Genomic DNA, 17,312 nt, shown 5'->3' on the forward strand with positions numbered 1-17,312 from the left:
AACTCTAAACACGGCTCTCCCCCAACCTTAGTAAACAGGCGTTCATTGAACGCCTGTTGTCTTTTTAAAACTTAGTCATAAGAGAGAAGCCCTTCTCTCATCACAACCGTATCGGTTTGATATTCCAGATGTCTTTTGCGTATTCGCCAATGGTACGGTCAGACGAGAAATAGCCCATGTTGGCAATATTCTGGACGGCACAGCGCGCCCATTCGTCCTTGTTCTGATACAGCTCATCCACCCGATCCTGCGTATCCACATAGCTGCGATAGTCTGCCAGTAACTGGTAGTAATCACCAAAATTCACCAGTGAATCAAACAGATCGCTGTAGCGTCGGCTATCGTCAGGGTTGAAAACGCCCGTGGTGATTTGCGTCAGCACGCGGTGTAATTCTTCGTCCTGATCGTAATATTGCCGTGGGTTGTAACCGTTCTGCCGTAGCGCTTCGACCTGATCGGCCGTGTTGCCGAAGATAAACATATTCTCTTCGCCAATATGTTCCAGCATTTCGACATTCGCCCCATCCAGCGTGCCGATCGTCAGTGCGCCGTTCAGCGCAAATTTCATATTACTGGTCCCGGATGCTTCCGTTCCCGCCAGCGAGATCTGTTCAGAGAGATCCGCTGCTGGGATGATCAGCTGCGCCAGACTCACGCTGTAGTTCGGGATGAAGACCACTTTCAGCCGATCGTGCAGGGTCGGATCGTTGTTGACCACCTTCGCGACGTCGTTGATCAAGTTAATAATGTGCTTCGCCATGTAATAAGCTGACGCCGCCTTGCCCGCAAAAATGACGACACGCGGCACACGCTCGACCTCGGGGTCATCCTTAATGCGGTTATAGAGTGTCATGACGTGCAACACGTTCAGCAGTTGGCGCTTATATTCGTGAATACGCTTGATCTGCACATCAAACAGCGATTCCGGGTTAACCACAATATTCAGGTTTTCCGCCATATAGTTCGCTAAACGCACTTTATTCTTCAGCTTCACCTTGCTGATTTTCTGCACAAATGCCGGATAATCGATGTGCTGTTTCAGTTCGCTCAACTGGCTCAGATCGGTGCGCCAAGTCTGCCCAATGGTGTCATCCAGAAGCTTGGAAAGCGACGGGTTGGCCAGCGCCAGCCAGCGTCGCGGCGTCACACCATTGGTTTTATTACAGAAGCGGTTGGGGAAAAGTCGGGCAAAGTCGGCAAACAGGGACTGCACCATCAGATCCGAATGCAGCTCCGATACGCCGTTCACCTTATGGCTGGCGACCACGGCCAGCCACGCCATCCGCACTTTACGCCCGTTGTTTTCATCAATGATGGAGACTCGCGCCAGCAGCTCGTTGTCATCAGGGACTTCTTTCTGGACGTACTCCAGAAAATGTTCGTTAATTTCGAAAATCAATTGCAGATGGCGCGGCAGAATTTTACCCAGCATATCAACCGGCCAGGTTTCCAGCGCTTCCTGCATCAGCGTGTGGTTGGTATAGGAGAAGACTTTCCTCACCACGGTCCACGCCTCTATCCATTTGAATTTATGCTCATCAATCAGCAAACGCATCAGCTCAGGGATGGCCAGCACCGGATGCGTATCGTTCAGGTGGATGGCGAACTTCTCCGCCAAATTGGCGTAGGTCTTATGCATCATCCAGTGGCGGCTCAGAATGTCCTGCACTGTAGCGGAAACCAGGAAGTATTCCTGACGCAGACGCAGCTCGCGGCCTGAATAGGTGGAATCATCGGGATACAGCACACGCGACACGTTTTCCGAGTGGTTTTTATCTTCCACCGCCGCAAAATAGTCGCCCTGATTGAATTTACCCAGATTGATTTCGTTACTGGCCTGCGCGCCCCACAGACGCAGTGTATTGGTGGCATCCGTATCAAAACCGGGAATGATTTGGTCGTAGGCACAGGCAATAACTTCTTCCGTTTCCAGCCAGCGCATTTTGCTGCCTTCCTGCTGGATTCGGCCGCCGAAGCGCACTTTGTAACGCGTGCTATGACGGGGGAATTCCCACGCATTACCGTATTCCAGCCAGTAGTCCGGCGATTCCGCCTGCTTGCCGTTAACAATATTTTGTTTAAACATGCCGTATTCGTAGCGAATACCGTAGCCGCGCCCCGGCAGCGCCATCGTCGCCAGCGAATCCAGGAAGCAGGCAGCCAGACGCCCCAGGCCGCCATTCCCTAAGCCGGGATCGTTTTCTTCCTGTAGCAGATCGTCCAGTTCCAGCCCCATACCATCCAGCGCGGCCTTCAGATCGTCATACAATCCCATCGCCAGCAGTGCGTTCGACAACGTCCGCCCCAGCAAAAATTCCATCGACAGGTAATAGACCTGCCGCACATCTTGCGAAAGCTGTGCCCGATTCGAACGCAGCCAGCGTTCCACCATCCGGTCACGCACGGCCAGCAGCGTGGCGTTCAGCCAGTCATGTTTATTCGCAATGGAGGGATCTTTCCCTACGCTAAACATGAGCTTGTAAGCAATGGAGTGTTTCAGCGCTTCCACACTGAGCGTTGGTGAAGTATAGATAAACGGCGAGTTCATAATATTCATTCCCAAGTGAGTGTTACCCTACCCTGTCGCTTTCAGATTGCACGAGGATGACGCGCAGCAGGAAAACTAGTGGGTATACAAGCGTTGATATAGCGCACCATAAGCCTGAGCAGAAACCTGCCAACCAAAATCCATCGCCATCGCCTGACGCTGCACATAGCGCCATAGCGTGGGTCGGGACCACAACACAAACACACGACGAATCGCGCGGGATAGCGATCCCACACTGCAATTGTTAAAGACGAACCCGCTTGCCAGCCCATCCGCCAGATTCTCCAGAGAACAGTCAGCGACTGTATCCGCCAGCCCGCCGGTTCGGCGCACCAGCGGCAACGTGCCATATTTCAGGCCGTAGAGCTGTGTTAACCCACAAGGCTCAAATCGGCTTGGCACCATGATGACATCCGCGCCGCCAATAATGCGGTGCGAGAAGGACTCATGATAGCCAATCTGTACGCCAACCTGACCGTGATATTCTGCCGCCGCCGCCAGAAAGCCCTCCTGCAAATCGGCATCTCCTGCGCCCAGCACCACCAGTTGCCCGCCCTGTTCCAGCAGGTCCGGCACCGCGCTTAGCGCGATATCGAGCCCTTTCTGGCTGGTCAGGCGACTGACGATGGCAAAAACCGGTGCCTTGTCGTCAACCTTCAGGCCCATCGCCGTTTGCAGATGCCGCTTGTTTGCGGCTTTGTCCGCTAAAGCATCTCGGGTGTAATGGCTGGTGAGTAAAGGATCGTGCGCTGGATTCCAAATCGTTTCGTCTACGCCATTGAGAATACCGGACAGCCGTCCTTCTTCTTCACGCGTTTTCAGCAAGCCCTCCATGCCGTACCCATAAGCTGGCAGCGTAATCTCGTGCGCGTAGGTTGGGCTCACGGTCGTAATATGGTCAGCGTAGTACAATCCCGCCTTGAGGTAGGAAATCTGACCGTAAAACTCCAGCCCGTACACCTGAAAGAAATCGCTCGGTAGATGGATATCGGGCATATGCCGGGCATCAAACAGCCCCTGATAGGCCAGGTTGTGAACGGTAAAGACCGATTTCGCCGGACGGTTGCGCGCCGCCAGATAGGCACAGGTCAACCCCGCGTGCCAGTCATGAGCATGGACAACATCAGGTCGCCAATAGTGATCCAAACCGCATGCCATTTCACATCCCATCCACCCCAGCAGCGCAAACCGCAGGTAGTTGTCGGCATAAGCATAAAGCGCCGGGTCGTGATAAGGGCTGCCCGCGCGTTCATACAGCTCAGGCACATCAATCAAATAAATACCGACGCCGTTAAAATGGCCGAACAGCAACGTGACATGCCCCGCGAAGGTATCCAGCTCACGCACGACCTCTAGGTTAGCGATGCCTTTTTTCAGATCGGGGAAGGCAGGCAGGATGACACGGGCATCCATCCCCGCCGCAATCTGCGCGCCGGGCAACGCACCAGCCACATCAGCCAGTCCACCGGTTTTCAATAGTGGAAATAGCTCTGAACAAACATGTAAGACCCGCATTATTACTCCCGTTTTGTTCCGATGGTGTTTACAGCTTTTCCAACATTGATCGTGTGACCAGCACGATCCCCTCTTCCGAACGGTAAAAACGGCGGCTATCCTCTTCCGCGTTTTCACCAATCACCATGCCTTCCGGCAAGTGGCAGGCGCGATCGATCACACAACGGCGTAAACGACAGGAGCGCCCCACGTTGACGTCCGGCAGGATCACCGTCGAATCGATACTGCAAAACGAATTCACCCGCACGCGCGGGAACAGCACCGAATGCGTGACAACAGAACCGGAGACGATGCAGCCCCCGGACACCAGCGAGTTCATCGTCATGCCGTGACTGCCGGAACGGTCCTGAACAAATTTGGCGGGCGGCAGCGATTCAATCGCGGAACGAATCGGCCAGTGCCGATCGTACACATCCAGCTCCGGCGTCACTGACGCCAAATCGAGATTGGCACGCCAGTAGGCTTCCAGCGTGCCGACATCCCGCCAATACTGGTTTTCATCTTCGCCCGACGTGACGCACGACAGCGTAAAAGGATGCGCCCAGGCCAGACGCTGCGAGACAATCTTCGGGATCAAATCCTGCCCAAAGTCGTGGGCAGAGTCCGTCGCGTTACGATCCGCTTCCAGTAATTGATAAAGATAGTCCGCATTAAAAACATAGATCCCCATGCTCGCGAGCGCCATATCGGGGTTATCCGGCATCGGCGTCGGGTTATCCGGTTTTTCAGCAAAATCGAGGATGCGATGCTGTTTGTCCACGCTCATGACGCCAAAGGCGCTGGCCTCTTCTATCGGCACGGGCAGGCAGGCGACGGTACATTCCGCGCCCTTCTCCACGTGATCGATCAGCATACGTGAGTAGTCCATTTTGTAGATGTGATCGCCCGCGAGGATCACCACATACTCCGCACGGTAGCGCCGAATAATGTCGAGATTCTGACAAACCGCGTCCGCCGTTCCCCGATACCAGTGATCGGTAGAATGGCGCTGCTGCGCAGGAAGCAAATCGACAAATTCGTTCATTTCCGCATTCAGAAATGACCAGCCGCGCTGAATGTGCTGCACCAGCGTATGCGACTGATATTGCGTAATCACGCCAATACGGCGGATACCGGAATTCAGGCAGTTAGAGAGCGCGAAATCAATGATGCGAAATTTGCCGCCAAAATGGACGGCGGGCTTGGCACGCAATGCCGTCAGCCCTTTCAGTCGCGTTCCACGGCCTCCGGCCAAAATTAATGCCACGGATTTCAAAGGGAGCTGTCTTGCCAACATCAGAGGGTCATGCTTGTCGTTATTCACCATGGCTATCTCCTGATTATTCTTTTAATGGCTTGCGCTTAGGCGGTCTGTTTTATCAAGACGCCTACCGCCTGCGCTTGTCCGTGCCAAATTCCACCCTCAGGCGGATTCGTCTCATCAAACGGCGGTGAAACCTGCCAGTGGCCTTCTGGCAAAATGAACGCACCGGCATGCAGGCTGGCGTTAAACAACACGAGCCAACGACCGGAAAGTAAAATCTGTAGCTGATGCTCCCCCTGCTCCCACTGTTGCGGCGTCAAAGGCTGTCCTTCTCGGTTCAACCACTGCACCGCACCATCCCCTTCTTGCCACCACGTTTCCTGCTGTAATGCCGGAATCGTGCGGCGTAACTGGATCAATCCGGCGACAAATTCGCGCAGTGCGCTATTCGCGTTTTCCCAGTGTAGCCAGGTCAATTCGTTATCCTGACAGTAGGCGTTGTTGTTGCCCTGCTGGCTGTGTCCCAGTTCATCACCTGCCAGCAGCATTGGCGTTCCCTGCGACAGAATCAGCGTCGTCAGCAGCGCCTTCTGGCTGGCCAGTCGGCGTTGAAGGATGTCGTCGTCCGCTTCCAGTCCTTCCGTGCCGTGGTTATTGCTGAAATTGCTGCCTGTGCCGTCACGGTTGCCCTCGCCGTTGGCATCGTTGTGCTTGTGGTTGAAACTCACCAGATCGCGCAGCGTAAAGCCGTCATGGGCGGTCAGTTTATTGATAGAGGCGTAAGGTAGGCGGTCGCGCTGCTGGAAGATGTCGCTGGAGGCGGCAAAGCGGCGGGCAAATGCGCCGAGAGAAATATCACCATGCAGCCAAAAGCGGCGCATGTCGTCACGGTAGCGGTCACTCCACTCGGCAAACGGTGTTGGGAACTGACCGAGCTGATAACCGCCATGCCCGATGTCCCACGGTTCGGCGATCAGCTTGCAGCCCTGCAAGCGGCTATCATTTTTCATGGCGGACAGCAGCGGCGCGGCGGCGGTAAAATCCGGGGTACGCCCCAGCACCGTTGCCAGATCGAAGCGGAAACCGTCAACGTGGCACACCTCGCGCCAGAAGCGCAGGCAGTCCATCACCCAATCAATTACCGCCGGATGATTCAGGCGCAGCACATTGCCGCAGCCGGTCCAGTTATGGTATTCGCCGTTGTCACCCAGCCAGTAATAACTGCGGTTGTCGATGCCGCGCTGGCACAGCGTAGGCCCTTCGACGTCCAGCTCGGCGCTGTGGTTGAACACCACATCCAGAATGACTTCGATACCCGCGTGATGCAGCGCTTTCACCGCATCCCGAAATTCATTCAGCGCGTCGTCACCCGCCGCCAGGCTGTTATCGACGGCAAACGGCAGCAGCACGTTATAGCCCCAGTAGTTACGCAGCCCCAACTGTTGAAGTCGGGGTTCATCGGCATGCTGCTGCACCGGGAGCAACTCCAGCGCCGTCACGCCCAGCGACGTCAGATAGTCAATCATCACCGGATGGCCTAACGCCGCATAGCTACCGCGAATGTCTTCGGGAATATCAGGGTGCAACTGCGTCAGCCCGCGAACGTGCGCCTCATAGATCACCGTCTGATTCCAGGGCGTTTGCGGATGCTGGTCATCCTGCCAGTCGTAATCCTCAGCCGTAACCACGCACTTCGCCATGATGGCAGCGCTATCGCGCTCATCTCGTTGGTCAATCCCGCCTTGCAGGCAAGCGTCATCCACCACCCAGCCATCAAGCTGACGTGCGCACGGATCCAACAGCAGCTTATGCGGATTGAAACGCAAACCCAGAGAAGGCTCGAACGGCCCATCGACTCGGAAACCGTAGCGTAGCCCCGGCTGCGCATCGGGGAGATAGCCATGCCAGATATCGCCGCTGCGTGCCGTCAGCTCAATACGCTGTTCCTGCTGACGTTCATCAAACACGCACAGCTCGACCCGCTCAGCATCCGCCGAAAACAGGGCGAAATTCACGCCCTGCCCATCAAAACTGGCCCCCAGCGGCGTCGGCTTGCCCGTCTGCAATTCCGCCATTTACGCCTCCTTCACCAAGTACAGCGTGGCAAGCGGCGGAATGGTCAGCACCAGAGAATGCTGGCGCTGGTGGCTGGCGTGCTCTTCGCTGTAAATCGTCCCGACATTGCCCACATCGCTACCGTTGTAGTGGACAGAATCTGTGTTGATCGCTTCTCGCCAGCCGCCAGGCTGGTTGATGCCAATCCGGTATCCATAGCGCGGAACCGGCGTAAAGTTGCTGACGACCAGCACTTCATTGCCTTGCTCATCACGCCGGACAAAGGCAAAGACCGAGTTTTCCCGGTCGTCCACCACCAGCCACTCAAAGCCCTGCGGCTGAAAATCCAGCTGATACAGCGACGGCTGCTGGCGATAGTAGTGGTTGAGATCGCGCACCAGTGTCTGCACGCCACGGTGCCAGCCTTCCGGTTCATCCAACAGATGCCAGTCCAGACTGGCATCGTGGTTCCACTCACGCCCTTGCGCAAATTCGCCGCCCATAAACAGCAGCTTCTTGCCGGGATACGCCCACATAAAGCCGTAATAAGCACGTAAATTGGCAAACTTCTGCCAGACATCGCCGGGCATGCGATCCAGCAGCGAGTGCTTGCCGTGCACCACTTCATCGTGAGACAGCGGCAGCACGAAGTTCTCGCTATAGGCGTACAACATGCCGAATGTCAGCAAATCGTGATGGTATTTGCGGTGAACCGGATCGAGTTGCATGTAGGCCAGCGTGTCGTGCATCCAGCCCATGTTCCACTTGTAGTGAAACCCTAAGCCGTTGCAGTCCGGCGGCAGCGTGACGCCCGGATAATCGGTGGACTCTTCAGCAAGCGTGATCGCCGCCGGTGCGGCATGACCCAGCATGTGGTTGGTGTAGCGCAGAAACGCGATAGCTTCGAGATTCTCTTTACCACCATAATGGTTCGGCACCCATTCGCCTTCGCTACGACTGTAGTCGCGGTAAATCATGGACGCCACGGCGTCTACCCGCAGCCCATCGATGCCATAGCGCTCCATCCAGAACAGCGTATTACCCGCCAGATAGTTACGCACCTCATGGCGGCCATAGTTATAAATCAGCGTGTTCCAGTCCTGATGATAGCCTTCGCGCGGATCGGCGTATTCATACAGCGCGGTGCCGTCAAACTGTGCCAAACCGTATTCGTCGCCGGGAAAATGCCCCGGCACCCAGTCCAGCAGGACGTTGATGCCCGCGTCATGGAGCGCATCAACAAAGGCTCTGAACTCCGACGCCGTGCCGAAACGGCGGGTTGGCGCATACAGCCCCAGCGGTTGATAACCCCAGCTGCCATCGAACGGATGTTCGTTAATCGGCATCAGCTCAACGTGTGTGAAGCCCATGTACTGAACATAATCAATCAGCTGATTCGCCAATTCCTGATAGCTCAGCCAGAAATTGTTATCCGTATGCCGCCGCCAGGAACCCAGGTGAACTTCATAAATGGAGATCGGTGAACGCAGCCCATTCGCCTCACGCCGGGCGTCGCTGGTCGGGACTTTCTCAGGCAGCGGTGTAATCAGCGACGCGGTATCCGGGCGCATCTGCGCTTCAAACGCATACGGATCGGCCTTCAGTCGGACGCTGCCGTGGCTGTCGATCATTTCATATTTGTAGAGCTGTCCCGCTTTCACATCGGGCAGAAACAGTTCCCAAATGCCGTTTTCCTGTCGCAACCGCATCGGGTGACGTCGACCGTCCCAGAAGTTGAACTGCCCCACCACTGAAACGCGCTGCGCATTCGGTGCCCAGACGGCAAAGCGCGTGCCTTCGACCCCGTCCAGCGTTTCCAGATGTGCGCCCAGTCGCTCGTAAGGGCGCAGGTGGGTGCCTTCAGCCAAAAGCCAAATATCCATATCCTGCAACAGCGGGCCAAAACGGTAAGGATCTTCAATGACCCAGGTTTCTTCACCCCAGGTCACGGCTAATTGATAGTGAAAAGCCTGCTTCCGACGTGGCACCAGGCCACAAAAAAAACCGCGTTCGTCTACACGATCCAGCTCGACGATTTTTCGTCCATTGCTGGCATCCACAACCCAGACTGCCTGCGCATCTGGCAGCAGTGCCCGAACTTCAAGACCTTTGGAGGAATGATGCATACCTAACAGCGAAAATGGGTCGGCATAGTGCCCAGAAATAAGTGAATTAATCGCCTCAGAAAACGCTGACATGGTATCCATCCTCTGATTAACCATTTGAATTAAATAAATAAGTAATATAAAAAGCGCATTACGTTGCGTTTATATTCCCCCGTTACTTATTTTTAACAAAAAACCAATAAAAATAACGGGTTATTAGCTTGCTAATGAATAACAGCGACGTGTAAAAATAATGAATACTATGAAAGAGTTCTTGAACCACGCCCCCTAATTCAGCGTAGTCAAAGAACGGAGAAATATCAGAGAACTGATGAAATTTTTCCGTTTATATTTATATGAATAAGTGATGACACGGGATAATTAGCATCTTTTGTTTAAAGATCGATTCGTCCGCTAGCAAAAAGCAGTACAATTTGGCGGATTGCGTATGATGAGACCCCGTCCATGGTTAGCCAGATTGATCTGATTCTTTCCCTTTTACAGCAGATGTGTGTGTATCTGGTTATCGCTTATTTGCTCAGTAAAACACCGCTTTTTATCCCGCTGATGCAGGTCACCATCCGCCTGCCGCACAAGTTGGTCTGCTATCTGGTTTTTTCCGTGTTTTGCATTATGGGAACCTATTTCGGCCTGCATATAGACGATTCTATTGCCAATACCCGCGCGACGGGCGCCGTGCTCGGCGGCATGCTGGGCGGCCCTTCCGTCGGTTTTCTCGTCGGATTAACGGGCGGATTACACCGTTATTCGATGGGCGGAATGACCGCGCTGGCCTGTATGCTGTCGACGATTGCCGAAGGCTTGCTCGGTGGGCTGTTACACCGCTATCTGGCACGCCGCAACCGTATCGATTTGCTGTTTCAGCCCCTCGTCGTCGGTCTGACCGCGCTGGTTGCGGAGATACTACAAATGGCGATTATCCTGCTGGTCGCCCGTCCGTTTGATAATGCGGTTGAACTGGTTCGAGATATCGCCTTACCGATGATGATCACCAACACCATCGGTGCTGCCATGTTCATGCGCATCCTGCTCGACAGACGCGCCATTTTTGAAAAATACACCTCCGCGTTTTCCGCCAAGGCGCTGCAAATCGCCGCCCGCGCCGAAGGGGCGCTGCGTCAGGGATTTAACCCGCAAAACAGTATGCGCGTTGCCCGTATTTTATATGAAGAGTTAGGTGTGGGTGCCGTAGCCATTACCGATCGTGACAAGCTGCTGGCCTTCATCGGACTGGGCGACGACCACCACAACGTCGGCGCGCCTATCACGTCATCACACACCCGTCGGGCGATAGATAACAATCAGGTGGTGTACGCCGACGGCAACGAGGTGTCTTATACCTGTTCGGTTTCATCACACTGCAAACTCGGTTCCACGCTGGTGATCCCGCTGCGGGGCGAAGATCAGCGCGTTGTCGGCACGATCAAGCTTTATGAGCCCAAGAATAAGCTATTTTCCAGCATTAACCGCACGCTAGGGGAAGGGATCGCCCACCTGCTTTCCGCACAGATTCTGACGGGCCGTTTTGAACAGCAGAAACAGCTGCTGGCCCAGTCGGAAATCAAGCTGCTACACGCGCAGGTCAACCCGCATTTTCTGTTTAACGCACTGAATACGCTGTCCGCGGTGATACGACGCGATCCTGCTCACGCTCGCCAGCTGGTGCTGTCCCTATCGACGTTTTTCCGTAAAAACCTCAAGCGCAGCAACGATGAAGTGTCGCTTAATGACGAGCTGGAGCACGTTAACGCCTACCTCGAAATCGAAAAGGCGCGCTTTGCCGATCACCTGACCGTAGACATTTCGCTGCCGGAAGCGCTGCGTGAGGCGCGATTACCCGCGTTTTCCCTGCAACCGATTGTCGAAAATGCGATTAAGCACGGTATCTCGCAGATGATTGAAAACGGGCACATCCACATCAGCGGACACCTGCACGCCAACACGCTGGAACTGTCCGTAGAAGATAACGCTGGCACCTATCAGCCCCGCAGCGGCGGCGATGGGCTAGGTATGAATCTGGTCGACCGCCGCATCAAAGCACGCTACGGCAACCGCTATGGCATCACGGTAGTCAGCGAAGCGGATAAATTCACCCGCGTAGAAGTTCGCGTCCCACTGATCTCACCCCGTCAGGCATTGGAACAGTTGGATAGCGTGGCGTAAACGCACAATCAGAGACGATCTCTCCTTACCTGCCATCCTTATAGATAATGCAATAATATTTGCATTATCTATTTTATTTTAAATATAGCCTAACGTGTGCTAACAAGGCTTATTTTTACATCTATGTAGAAAAATCTCAGTTGAAGAGAGAAGTCTACGTCGGAAAGATCAGCGTTTACTTATAGGTATTCGGGGCGCTTTAATATAAAAAAATGAGATGATTATCAAGAAAGTAATTTTTTTGCTGAAAAATTGACATACATCAATCCCCATAAACATTCCTATCTACCATCGATAATAAAAACTTACTGCTCACAAATTTTAGTTTCAATTAGACTATAATAATGTCTTTTATTGTGAGGAATAGGAAATGCCAGATCTTGAATTAATGCCTTTAAAAAATATTGAGTTTTATAAAACAGCAGAAAAAATTATTTTTGAAGATTATCAGTGTAACTGTAAAAAAGGCTGGAAAGATGAGGATCGTTTCATTGTGTACAAAGCGGACAAATCAGGTATCACTGAAGTTATTAACAACAACATAAATGAAAATAATTTAAATACACTGCTTGAACTATCACCACATTATCTCAGTGAGAAAATTATCATATCAGGTGGGCACACCGTTGTGAATCTTAATGACCGATTTTCTGTAAGTCCAGAAGTTGAAAGGTCTGCAAAATTTTGTATCGATTACATCATAAAATCTATAAAGAAGTTTAAAATAAAACCTGATTTTTTAATGGAAATTAATGATTTTTACATGGAAAAAAGTGATGGAAGTGAAATAGGTAAAGAAAATCATTTTAGAAAAATAGCGACATCCCCCTATATTATATCAGAGAGGATCAACCGTTATATTAAAGATAGCTGTATGAAAAACAACACGGATATCACATCGTTTTACGTTAGTGAAAAAAATATGGCGGATCGTTTTAAACGACATATAAAAAACCAAAAGAATAATGTGTTATTTAAAAAAATAAACGAAACTTTATACATGAATGTAGGAGGAGAAGAATTCGAAGTTATAAAAAACAATAAACCAACCTGTGTAGCAGGTAATGCAGCGACATTCCGAGCGATAAGATATCGAATCTCCCCAAATAAAACTGCAGACAACTATACGTCACATATTGGTGTATTCCCTTTATGCTCAAAGCAAAACGTTCTTAACGGTTATCGTGCAGCATCAGCATTTTACGATGACTTTGAACTTCCCTCACTATTAGTATTTTTTGGTAAATCTTGCTTTCAATAGACACATTTATGCCCTAAATAGCTCGAGTTGTAGGCAAACGGTGAAGCATTGCCAACGCACATACAGCTTGAAATATGACACATATGGACTGAGTTAGTTGAACATTTGCAACTAGCAACACTAGGAAGATTGATATGAGAATATCTTACTTTTATTGGCCCGTAACTTTTTTTTCGACCGCATTTGGTGCCGGAATATTTTTTCTCCCCCAGTCTGTCGGGCCTAATATTGTTGGAACAAACTATTTTTTATTCCTTATGATCTCTGCAGCAATCACCTCATGTTTGGCACATATTCTTTTTTTAAAATTCATCAGAGCATGCCCACAGAATGATTATCTTACCTCCACATCACTATTCATAGGAAAACATGCTGCTAGAGTTTTATGTTTGCTATTTTTGTTTTCTATGCTATTGATTGCTTTAATAAATTTCATCACTCTCGTCAATCTTATCATTGGATATTTTGAAGACTCGCTCACTAATCGATTTTTAATTTCGTGCATAATAATATATATACTTTCAATGGGTTCATTCAAATACAACAAAGAAATAGAGAAATTAATATCAAAAATATTTTTACCCTCCGTGATTATCATTCTAATTATTTCTACTTTTTTTATAACTTCGCAGCCTAGATATACTCCCCCATCAACGATTATGGATAGTAACATAAACCTATTTTCACTTATCCCAATTGTTTTATTTATATTTAATTTTTCACCATGCATCCAGCGTTTTTCCAGAATGGATAGCCATGCGAAGAAAGATGTGAGCACAATTATTACTGGAGTAATTATTATTTTTTTATTTGTGTCTCTGACAATATTTTCTCTAAGCAAGGTGCTTTCTATCCATGATTTATTTATTATAAAAGAAAATAATAATGACGCTCTATCATATGCGGCAAAACACACCAATAACTACATTATCTGTATCGCATCTACGCTTTTGATAGCTTGCGTAACCTCCGGTGCATATGCCGGAACATTAATGGGAATAGTAGACAGTGCTGAGTCACTAGGTTTTAAAAATAGATTTTTTGTTCTTATTGTTAATGCTATAATTTGTATCGCTGTTGGAACAATAAATCCAAGCATTATAAAAATAATCTCCAACCTGTCTGTTCCTATCATTATAGCAACCGTATTTATCATCCCTTCAGTTTATTTTATAAAAAATGGGAGATATGTAATGAAGGCCACTGCATCTTTTGTATTATGCAGTGGAATTACCGTATTATTTTTTATTTACCCATAAAAAATCATGAAATTACAATCTCACTTCCGGTTGCTGGATGGCTACATTCTGGTAGCCACAATCGTCCCCAGTGACCAGTACAATGGCATCCCATAATAAAGTCTGGATTTATTATTTTCAGAAATCGCCTTATTTCCAATAATTTCATAACTGATGCACGTCTGAGATGAAAACCACCGACCAAAGCATGGATATGACGGACCCCAGTAATATTCTGGCAATGACGAACAATATTAATAATCCCTCGATGCCCACACCCCGTAATAATAACGAGACCTTTTGAAGAAAGATAGATGAGCGCACCTTCATCATCAATATAGTCAGGCACACTCTCTTCTTTTTCTAAATAACCGTAAGCGACAGGATTATCAACTTTGATTTCACCAGACCATATCAATTTTTCGCTTATTTGAAAAGGCACGCGAGTGTATTGCATAGCAAACCGAGAATAATCGTTATTGACTGATAAAGATTTTACTTTTTTTATGTGCCCCATAAAATCAAGTGCCGCATAACGCTTACTGTTTATATTCGGATGGCAAATGATTTTCGTATTATCAAGCAACCATTTTACACCACCACAGTGATCATAATGACCATGAGACAACACAACAGCAGATAACGAATCCAATGATATCCCCATCAATTTCGCGTTGTGAAGGAAAGTGTCGTCTGGACCTGTATCAAATAAAACGGAATCGGTACCAGAGCGAAGAAGGAGGCTAAATCCTGGTCTGGTTATCAGATTATTATCAGCACCAACAGCTTTATGGTTATCAACTAACACGCTCATTTTTAATGTCATATACAGGGAATCCCATTCCACTATAGTTCAATGCATTATGAGCGCGGACTGGGCAACTGTCGCTAACTAATCTAACAGACGGTTGACGCTTTGCGGCATTCATGTAACACGTATGACGTTCATCAAGATATGACGCAACACCAACCGATGTTGCGCCAGAAAAGCAGCAGGATTACAGCAGGATGCGCAGCATACGGCGCAGCGGTTCAGCGGCTCCCCACAGCAGCTGATCGCCGACCGTGAAGGCGGACAGGTATTCCGGCCCCATGTTCAGCTTACGCAGACGACCCACCGGCGTGGAGAGCGTGCCCGTTACCGCAGCAGGCGTCAGTTCACGCATGGTGATGTCGCGATCATTCGGCACCACTTTCACCCAGTCGTTGTGGGTTGCCAGCAGCTGTTCGATTTCCGGCAGCGCGACGTCTTTTTTCAGTTTGATGGTGAACGCCTGGCTGTGGCAGCGCAGTGCGCCGACACGGACGCAAAGACCGTCAACAGGAATGACGCTGCTGGTGCTCAGAATCTTGTTGGTTTCCGCCTGACCTTTCCACTCTTCACGGCTCTGGCCGTTATCCAGCTGTTTGTCGATCCACGGAATCAGGCTGCCCGCCAATGGCACACCGAAGTTATCGGTCGGCAGTGAGCCGCTACGGGTCAGCGCTGTCACTTTACGCTCAATATCTAGAATCGCAGAAGCCGGATCCTGTAGCTCTTTCGCCACTTCACCGTGTAACGAACCCATCTGGGCCAGCAGTTCACGCATGTGACGCGCACCGCCGCCAGAAGCCGCTTGATACGTCGCAGCAGAAACCCACTCCACCAGATTGTTAGCAAACAGGCCGCCCAATGACATCAGCATCAGGCTGACGGTACAGTTACCGCCTGCAAAGGTTTTGATGCCTTTATCCAGACCCTGTTGAATCACCCCGTGGTTCACCGGATCCAGAATAATAATCGCGTCGTCTTTCATACGCAGTGAGGATGCGGCGTCGATCCAGTAACCCTGCCAGCCACTTTCACGCAGCTTTGGGTAAACTTCATTGGTATAATCGCCGCCCTGACAGGTAATGATGATGTCCAGCGCGCGCAGGGCTTCGATATTATAAGCATCCTGCAACACGCCTTTATGACCGCCCAGCGCTGGAGCAGCGTCGCCGTGCTGAGAAGTCGAAAAGAATACCGGGTGAATCACATCAAAGTCGCGTTCTTCCACCATGCGCTGCATGAGAACCGAGCCGACCATACCGCGCCAGCCAATAAAACCAACATTTTTCATGGTAACTGTCCTGCTTTGGGGGTAACAAAAAGAATTCTGGCTAACGTCGATAGCGCTTAGTGATTGCTGGCTCGGTGATCTCCCGCAGAGGTCGCGCGCGCGTCGTGTCGTAAACCTGTAAATAATCGTGTCATTCAACCTTACAAAATGTACATAAAGTCGCAAGTGAATTTATTCGATAGTACGGCAATTTTCAGCAGTCATTCTAATATCATCAACCTGGCACAGGATAACAATGTTGGTCAGCCCGTAAAGATGGCCCAGGTCAGGAAACAAGGTTTCGGGAGTAAAAAACCAAAATGACAGAAATGATCTCCGCAACAGTGCTGCTGTTGCTCATTATGGATCCACTCGGCAACCTGCCGATTTTCATGTCCGTACTCAAACACCTCGACCCCAAACGCCGACGTGTGGTGCTGATCCGTGAAATGCTGATCGCACTCGGGCTGATGCTGATTTTCCTGTTCGCTGGTGAACACATTCTGGCGTTCCTGAATCTGCGCACCGAAACCGTGTCGATTTCCGGCGGTATCGTGCTGTTCCTCATCGCGATTCGTATGATTTTCCCTTCGCAGGAAGGCAATAGCAGCGGTCTGCCAGCCGGAGAGGAACCGTTTCTGGTGCCCATGGCGATTCCGCTGGTCGCAGGGCCGTCGATCCTCGCGGCGCTGATGCTGCTTTCCCACCAGTATCCCGATCAGCTCCCCCACCTGACGCTGGCGCTGTTTATCGCCTGGACGATCTCGTTCATCATCCTGCTGATGTCTGATTTGTTCTTGCGTTTGCTGGGTGAGAAAGGCGTGAGTGCGTTGGAGAAATTGATGGGGTTAATTCTGGTGATGCTATCGACGCAGATGTTCCTCGACGGCGTGCGTGCTTATATGAAGTTATAGAAATAGCGCTTCGCCATCATGCAGATAACGAAGCTCTACTCTAATCATTACAAAACGATTCTCAGAATGAAAACGGTGATAATGGAATAGAAGAGTAAAGCGTTTGCGCCAGGGATGGCGCAATCCGAGCGTACAGGGATGTATTTACAGCGTCTTTACGATCTATCC

General features: G+C 50.5%; 12 protein-coding genes. 4 read left to right on the plus strand and 8 right to left on the minus strand.

The features are described 5' to 3' along the window. Positions 1-100 precede the first annotated feature (100 nt). The 5 genes from glgP to glgB all read right to left on the minus strand — a co-directional run bounded on the left by glgP (position 101) and on the right by glgB (position 9,559). Positions 101-2,548 (minus strand): glycogen phosphorylase, encoded by a 2,448-nt coding sequence (gene glgP, locus JFY74_19310; GenBank protein QQG30589.1) that lies wholly within the window; start codon positions 2,546-2,548, stop codon positions 101-103. 75 nt (positions 2,549-2,623) lie between these two features. Continuing rightward, on the minus strand, positions 2,624-4,063 hold the full coding sequence (gene glgA, locus JFY74_19315; GenBank protein QQG28174.1) for a glycogen synthase GlgA: 1,440 nt from the start codon (positions 4,061-4,063) through the stop codon (positions 2,624-2,626). Positions 4,064-4,091: 28 nt separating this feature from the next. Further along, positions 4,092-5,369: a glucose-1-phosphate adenylyltransferase gene (gene glgC / locus JFY74_19320; protein QQG28175.1), complete on the minus strand. Its 1,278-nt coding sequence runs from the start codon at positions 5,367-5,369 to the stop codon at positions 4,092-4,094. A gap of 35 nt (positions 5,370-5,404) precedes the next feature. Continuing rightward, entirely contained in the window at positions 5,405-7,381 is a 1,977-nt protein-coding gene (gene glgX, locus JFY74_19325) for a glycogen debranching protein GlgX (GenBank protein QQG28176.1), read from the minus strand. Continuing rightward, positions 7,382-9,559, minus strand: coding sequence for a 1,4-alpha-glucan branching enzyme (glgB, locus tag JFY74_19330; protein ID QQG28177.1), 2,178 nt, complete (start codon positions 9,557-9,559; stop codon positions 7,382-7,384). It lies immediately after the preceding gene. A 372-nt stretch (positions 9,560-9,931) separates the two neighbouring features. Between glgB and JFY74_19335 the strand changes: the two genes are divergently transcribed. Both JFY74_19335 and JFY74_19340 read left to right on the plus strand, forming a co-directional pair. Continuing rightward, the gene (locus JFY74_19335; GenBank protein ID QQG28178.1) at positions 9,932-11,650 is read left to right on the plus strand and encodes a sensor histidine kinase; all 1,719 of its coding nucleotides are present in this window, start codon (positions 9,932-9,934) and stop codon (positions 11,648-11,650) included. Between the two features lie 370 nt (positions 11,651-12,020). After that, a complete protein-coding gene (locus JFY74_19340) occupies positions 12,021-12,911 on the plus strand; it encodes a hypothetical protein (GenBank protein QQG28179.1) in 891 nt (296 codons plus the stop codon). A gap of 334 nt (positions 12,912-13,245) precedes the next feature. On the opposite strand, the gene JFY74_19345 is transcribed toward JFY74_19340, so the two are convergent. After that, on the minus strand, positions 13,246-13,641 hold the full coding sequence (locus JFY74_19345; GenBank protein QQG28180.1) for a hypothetical protein: 396 nt from the start codon (positions 13,639-13,641) through the stop codon (positions 13,246-13,248). 40 nt (positions 13,642-13,681) lie between these two features. Here JFY74_19345 and JFY74_19350 point away from each other — a divergent pair, with 40 nt between their 5' ends. Then, positions 13,682-14,170: a hypothetical protein gene (locus JFY74_19350; GenBank protein QQG28181.1), complete on the plus strand. Its 489-nt coding sequence runs from the start codon at positions 13,682-13,684 to the stop codon at positions 14,168-14,170. Positions 14,171-14,174: 4 nt separating this feature from the next. Here the strand turns inward: JFY74_19350 and JFY74_19355 are convergent, their stop codons facing one another. Next, positions 14,175-14,975: an MBL fold metallo-hydrolase gene (locus JFY74_19355; GenBank protein ID QQG28182.1), complete on the minus strand. Its 801-nt coding sequence runs from the start codon at positions 14,973-14,975 to the stop codon at positions 14,175-14,177. A gap of 172 nt (positions 14,976-15,147) precedes the next feature. Next, complete coding sequence (gene asd / locus JFY74_19360; protein ID QQG28183.1) at positions 15,148-16,251, minus strand: aspartate-semialdehyde dehydrogenase; 1,104 nt, start codon at positions 16,249-16,251, stop codon at positions 15,148-15,150. A gap of 299 nt (positions 16,252-16,550) precedes the next feature. On the opposite strand from asd, the gene JFY74_19365 reads away from it, so the two are divergent. Next, positions 16,551-17,144, plus strand: a complete 594-nt coding sequence (locus tag JFY74_19365) for a YhgN family NAAT transporter (GenBank protein QQG28184.1) — start codon at positions 16,551-16,553, stop codon at positions 17,142-17,144. Positions 17,145-17,312: the final 168 nt, after the last annotated feature.

The organism is Pectobacterium carotovorum, from assembly GCA_016415585.1.
Classification (GTDB): domain Bacteria; phylum Pseudomonadota; class Gammaproteobacteria; order Enterobacterales; family Enterobacteriaceae; genus Pectobacterium; species Pectobacterium carotovorum_K.

What these genes read in the sequence shown, in the direction of transcription:
- glgP (QQG30589.1), bottom strand. Translation starts at nt 2,548, where the DNA reads ATGAACTCGCCGTTTATCTATACTTCACCAACGCTCAGTGTGGAAGCG.
- glgA (QQG28174.1), bottom strand. Translation starts at nt 4,063, where the DNA reads ATGCGGGTCTTACATGTTTGTTCAGAGCTATTTCCACTATTGAAAACC.
- glgC (QQG28175.1), bottom strand. Translation starts at nt 5,369, where the DNA reads ATGGTGAATAACGACAAGCATGACCCTCTGATGTTGGCAAGACAGCTC.
- glgX (QQG28176.1), bottom strand. Translation starts at nt 7,381, where the DNA reads ATGGCGGAATTGCAGACGGGCAAGCCGACGCCGCTGGGGGCCAGTTTT.
- glgB (QQG28177.1), bottom strand. Translation starts at nt 9,559, where the DNA reads ATGTCAGCGTTTTCTGAGGCGATTAATTCACTTATTTCTGGGCACTAT.
- JFY74_19335 (QQG28178.1), top strand. Translation starts at nt 9,932, where the DNA reads ATGGTTAGCCAGATTGATCTGATTCTTTCCCTTTTACAGCAGATGTGT.
- JFY74_19340 (QQG28179.1), top strand. Translation starts at nt 12,021, where the DNA reads ATGCCAGATCTTGAATTAATGCCTTTAAAAAATATTGAGTTTTATAAA.
- JFY74_19345 (QQG28180.1), bottom strand. Translation starts at nt 13,641, where the DNA reads ATGCATGGTGAAAAATTAAATATAAATAAAACAATTGGGATAAGTGAA.
- JFY74_19355 (QQG28182.1), bottom strand. Translation starts at nt 14,975, where the DNA reads ATGACATTAAAAATGAGCGTGTTAGTTGATAACCATAAAGCTGTTGGT.
- asd (QQG28183.1), bottom strand. Translation starts at nt 16,251, where the DNA reads ATGAAAAATGTTGGTTTTATTGGCTGGCGCGGTATGGTCGGCTCGGTT.
- JFY74_19365 (QQG28184.1), top strand. Translation starts at nt 16,551, where the DNA reads ATGACAGAAATGATCTCCGCAACAGTGCTGCTGTTGCTCATTATGGAT.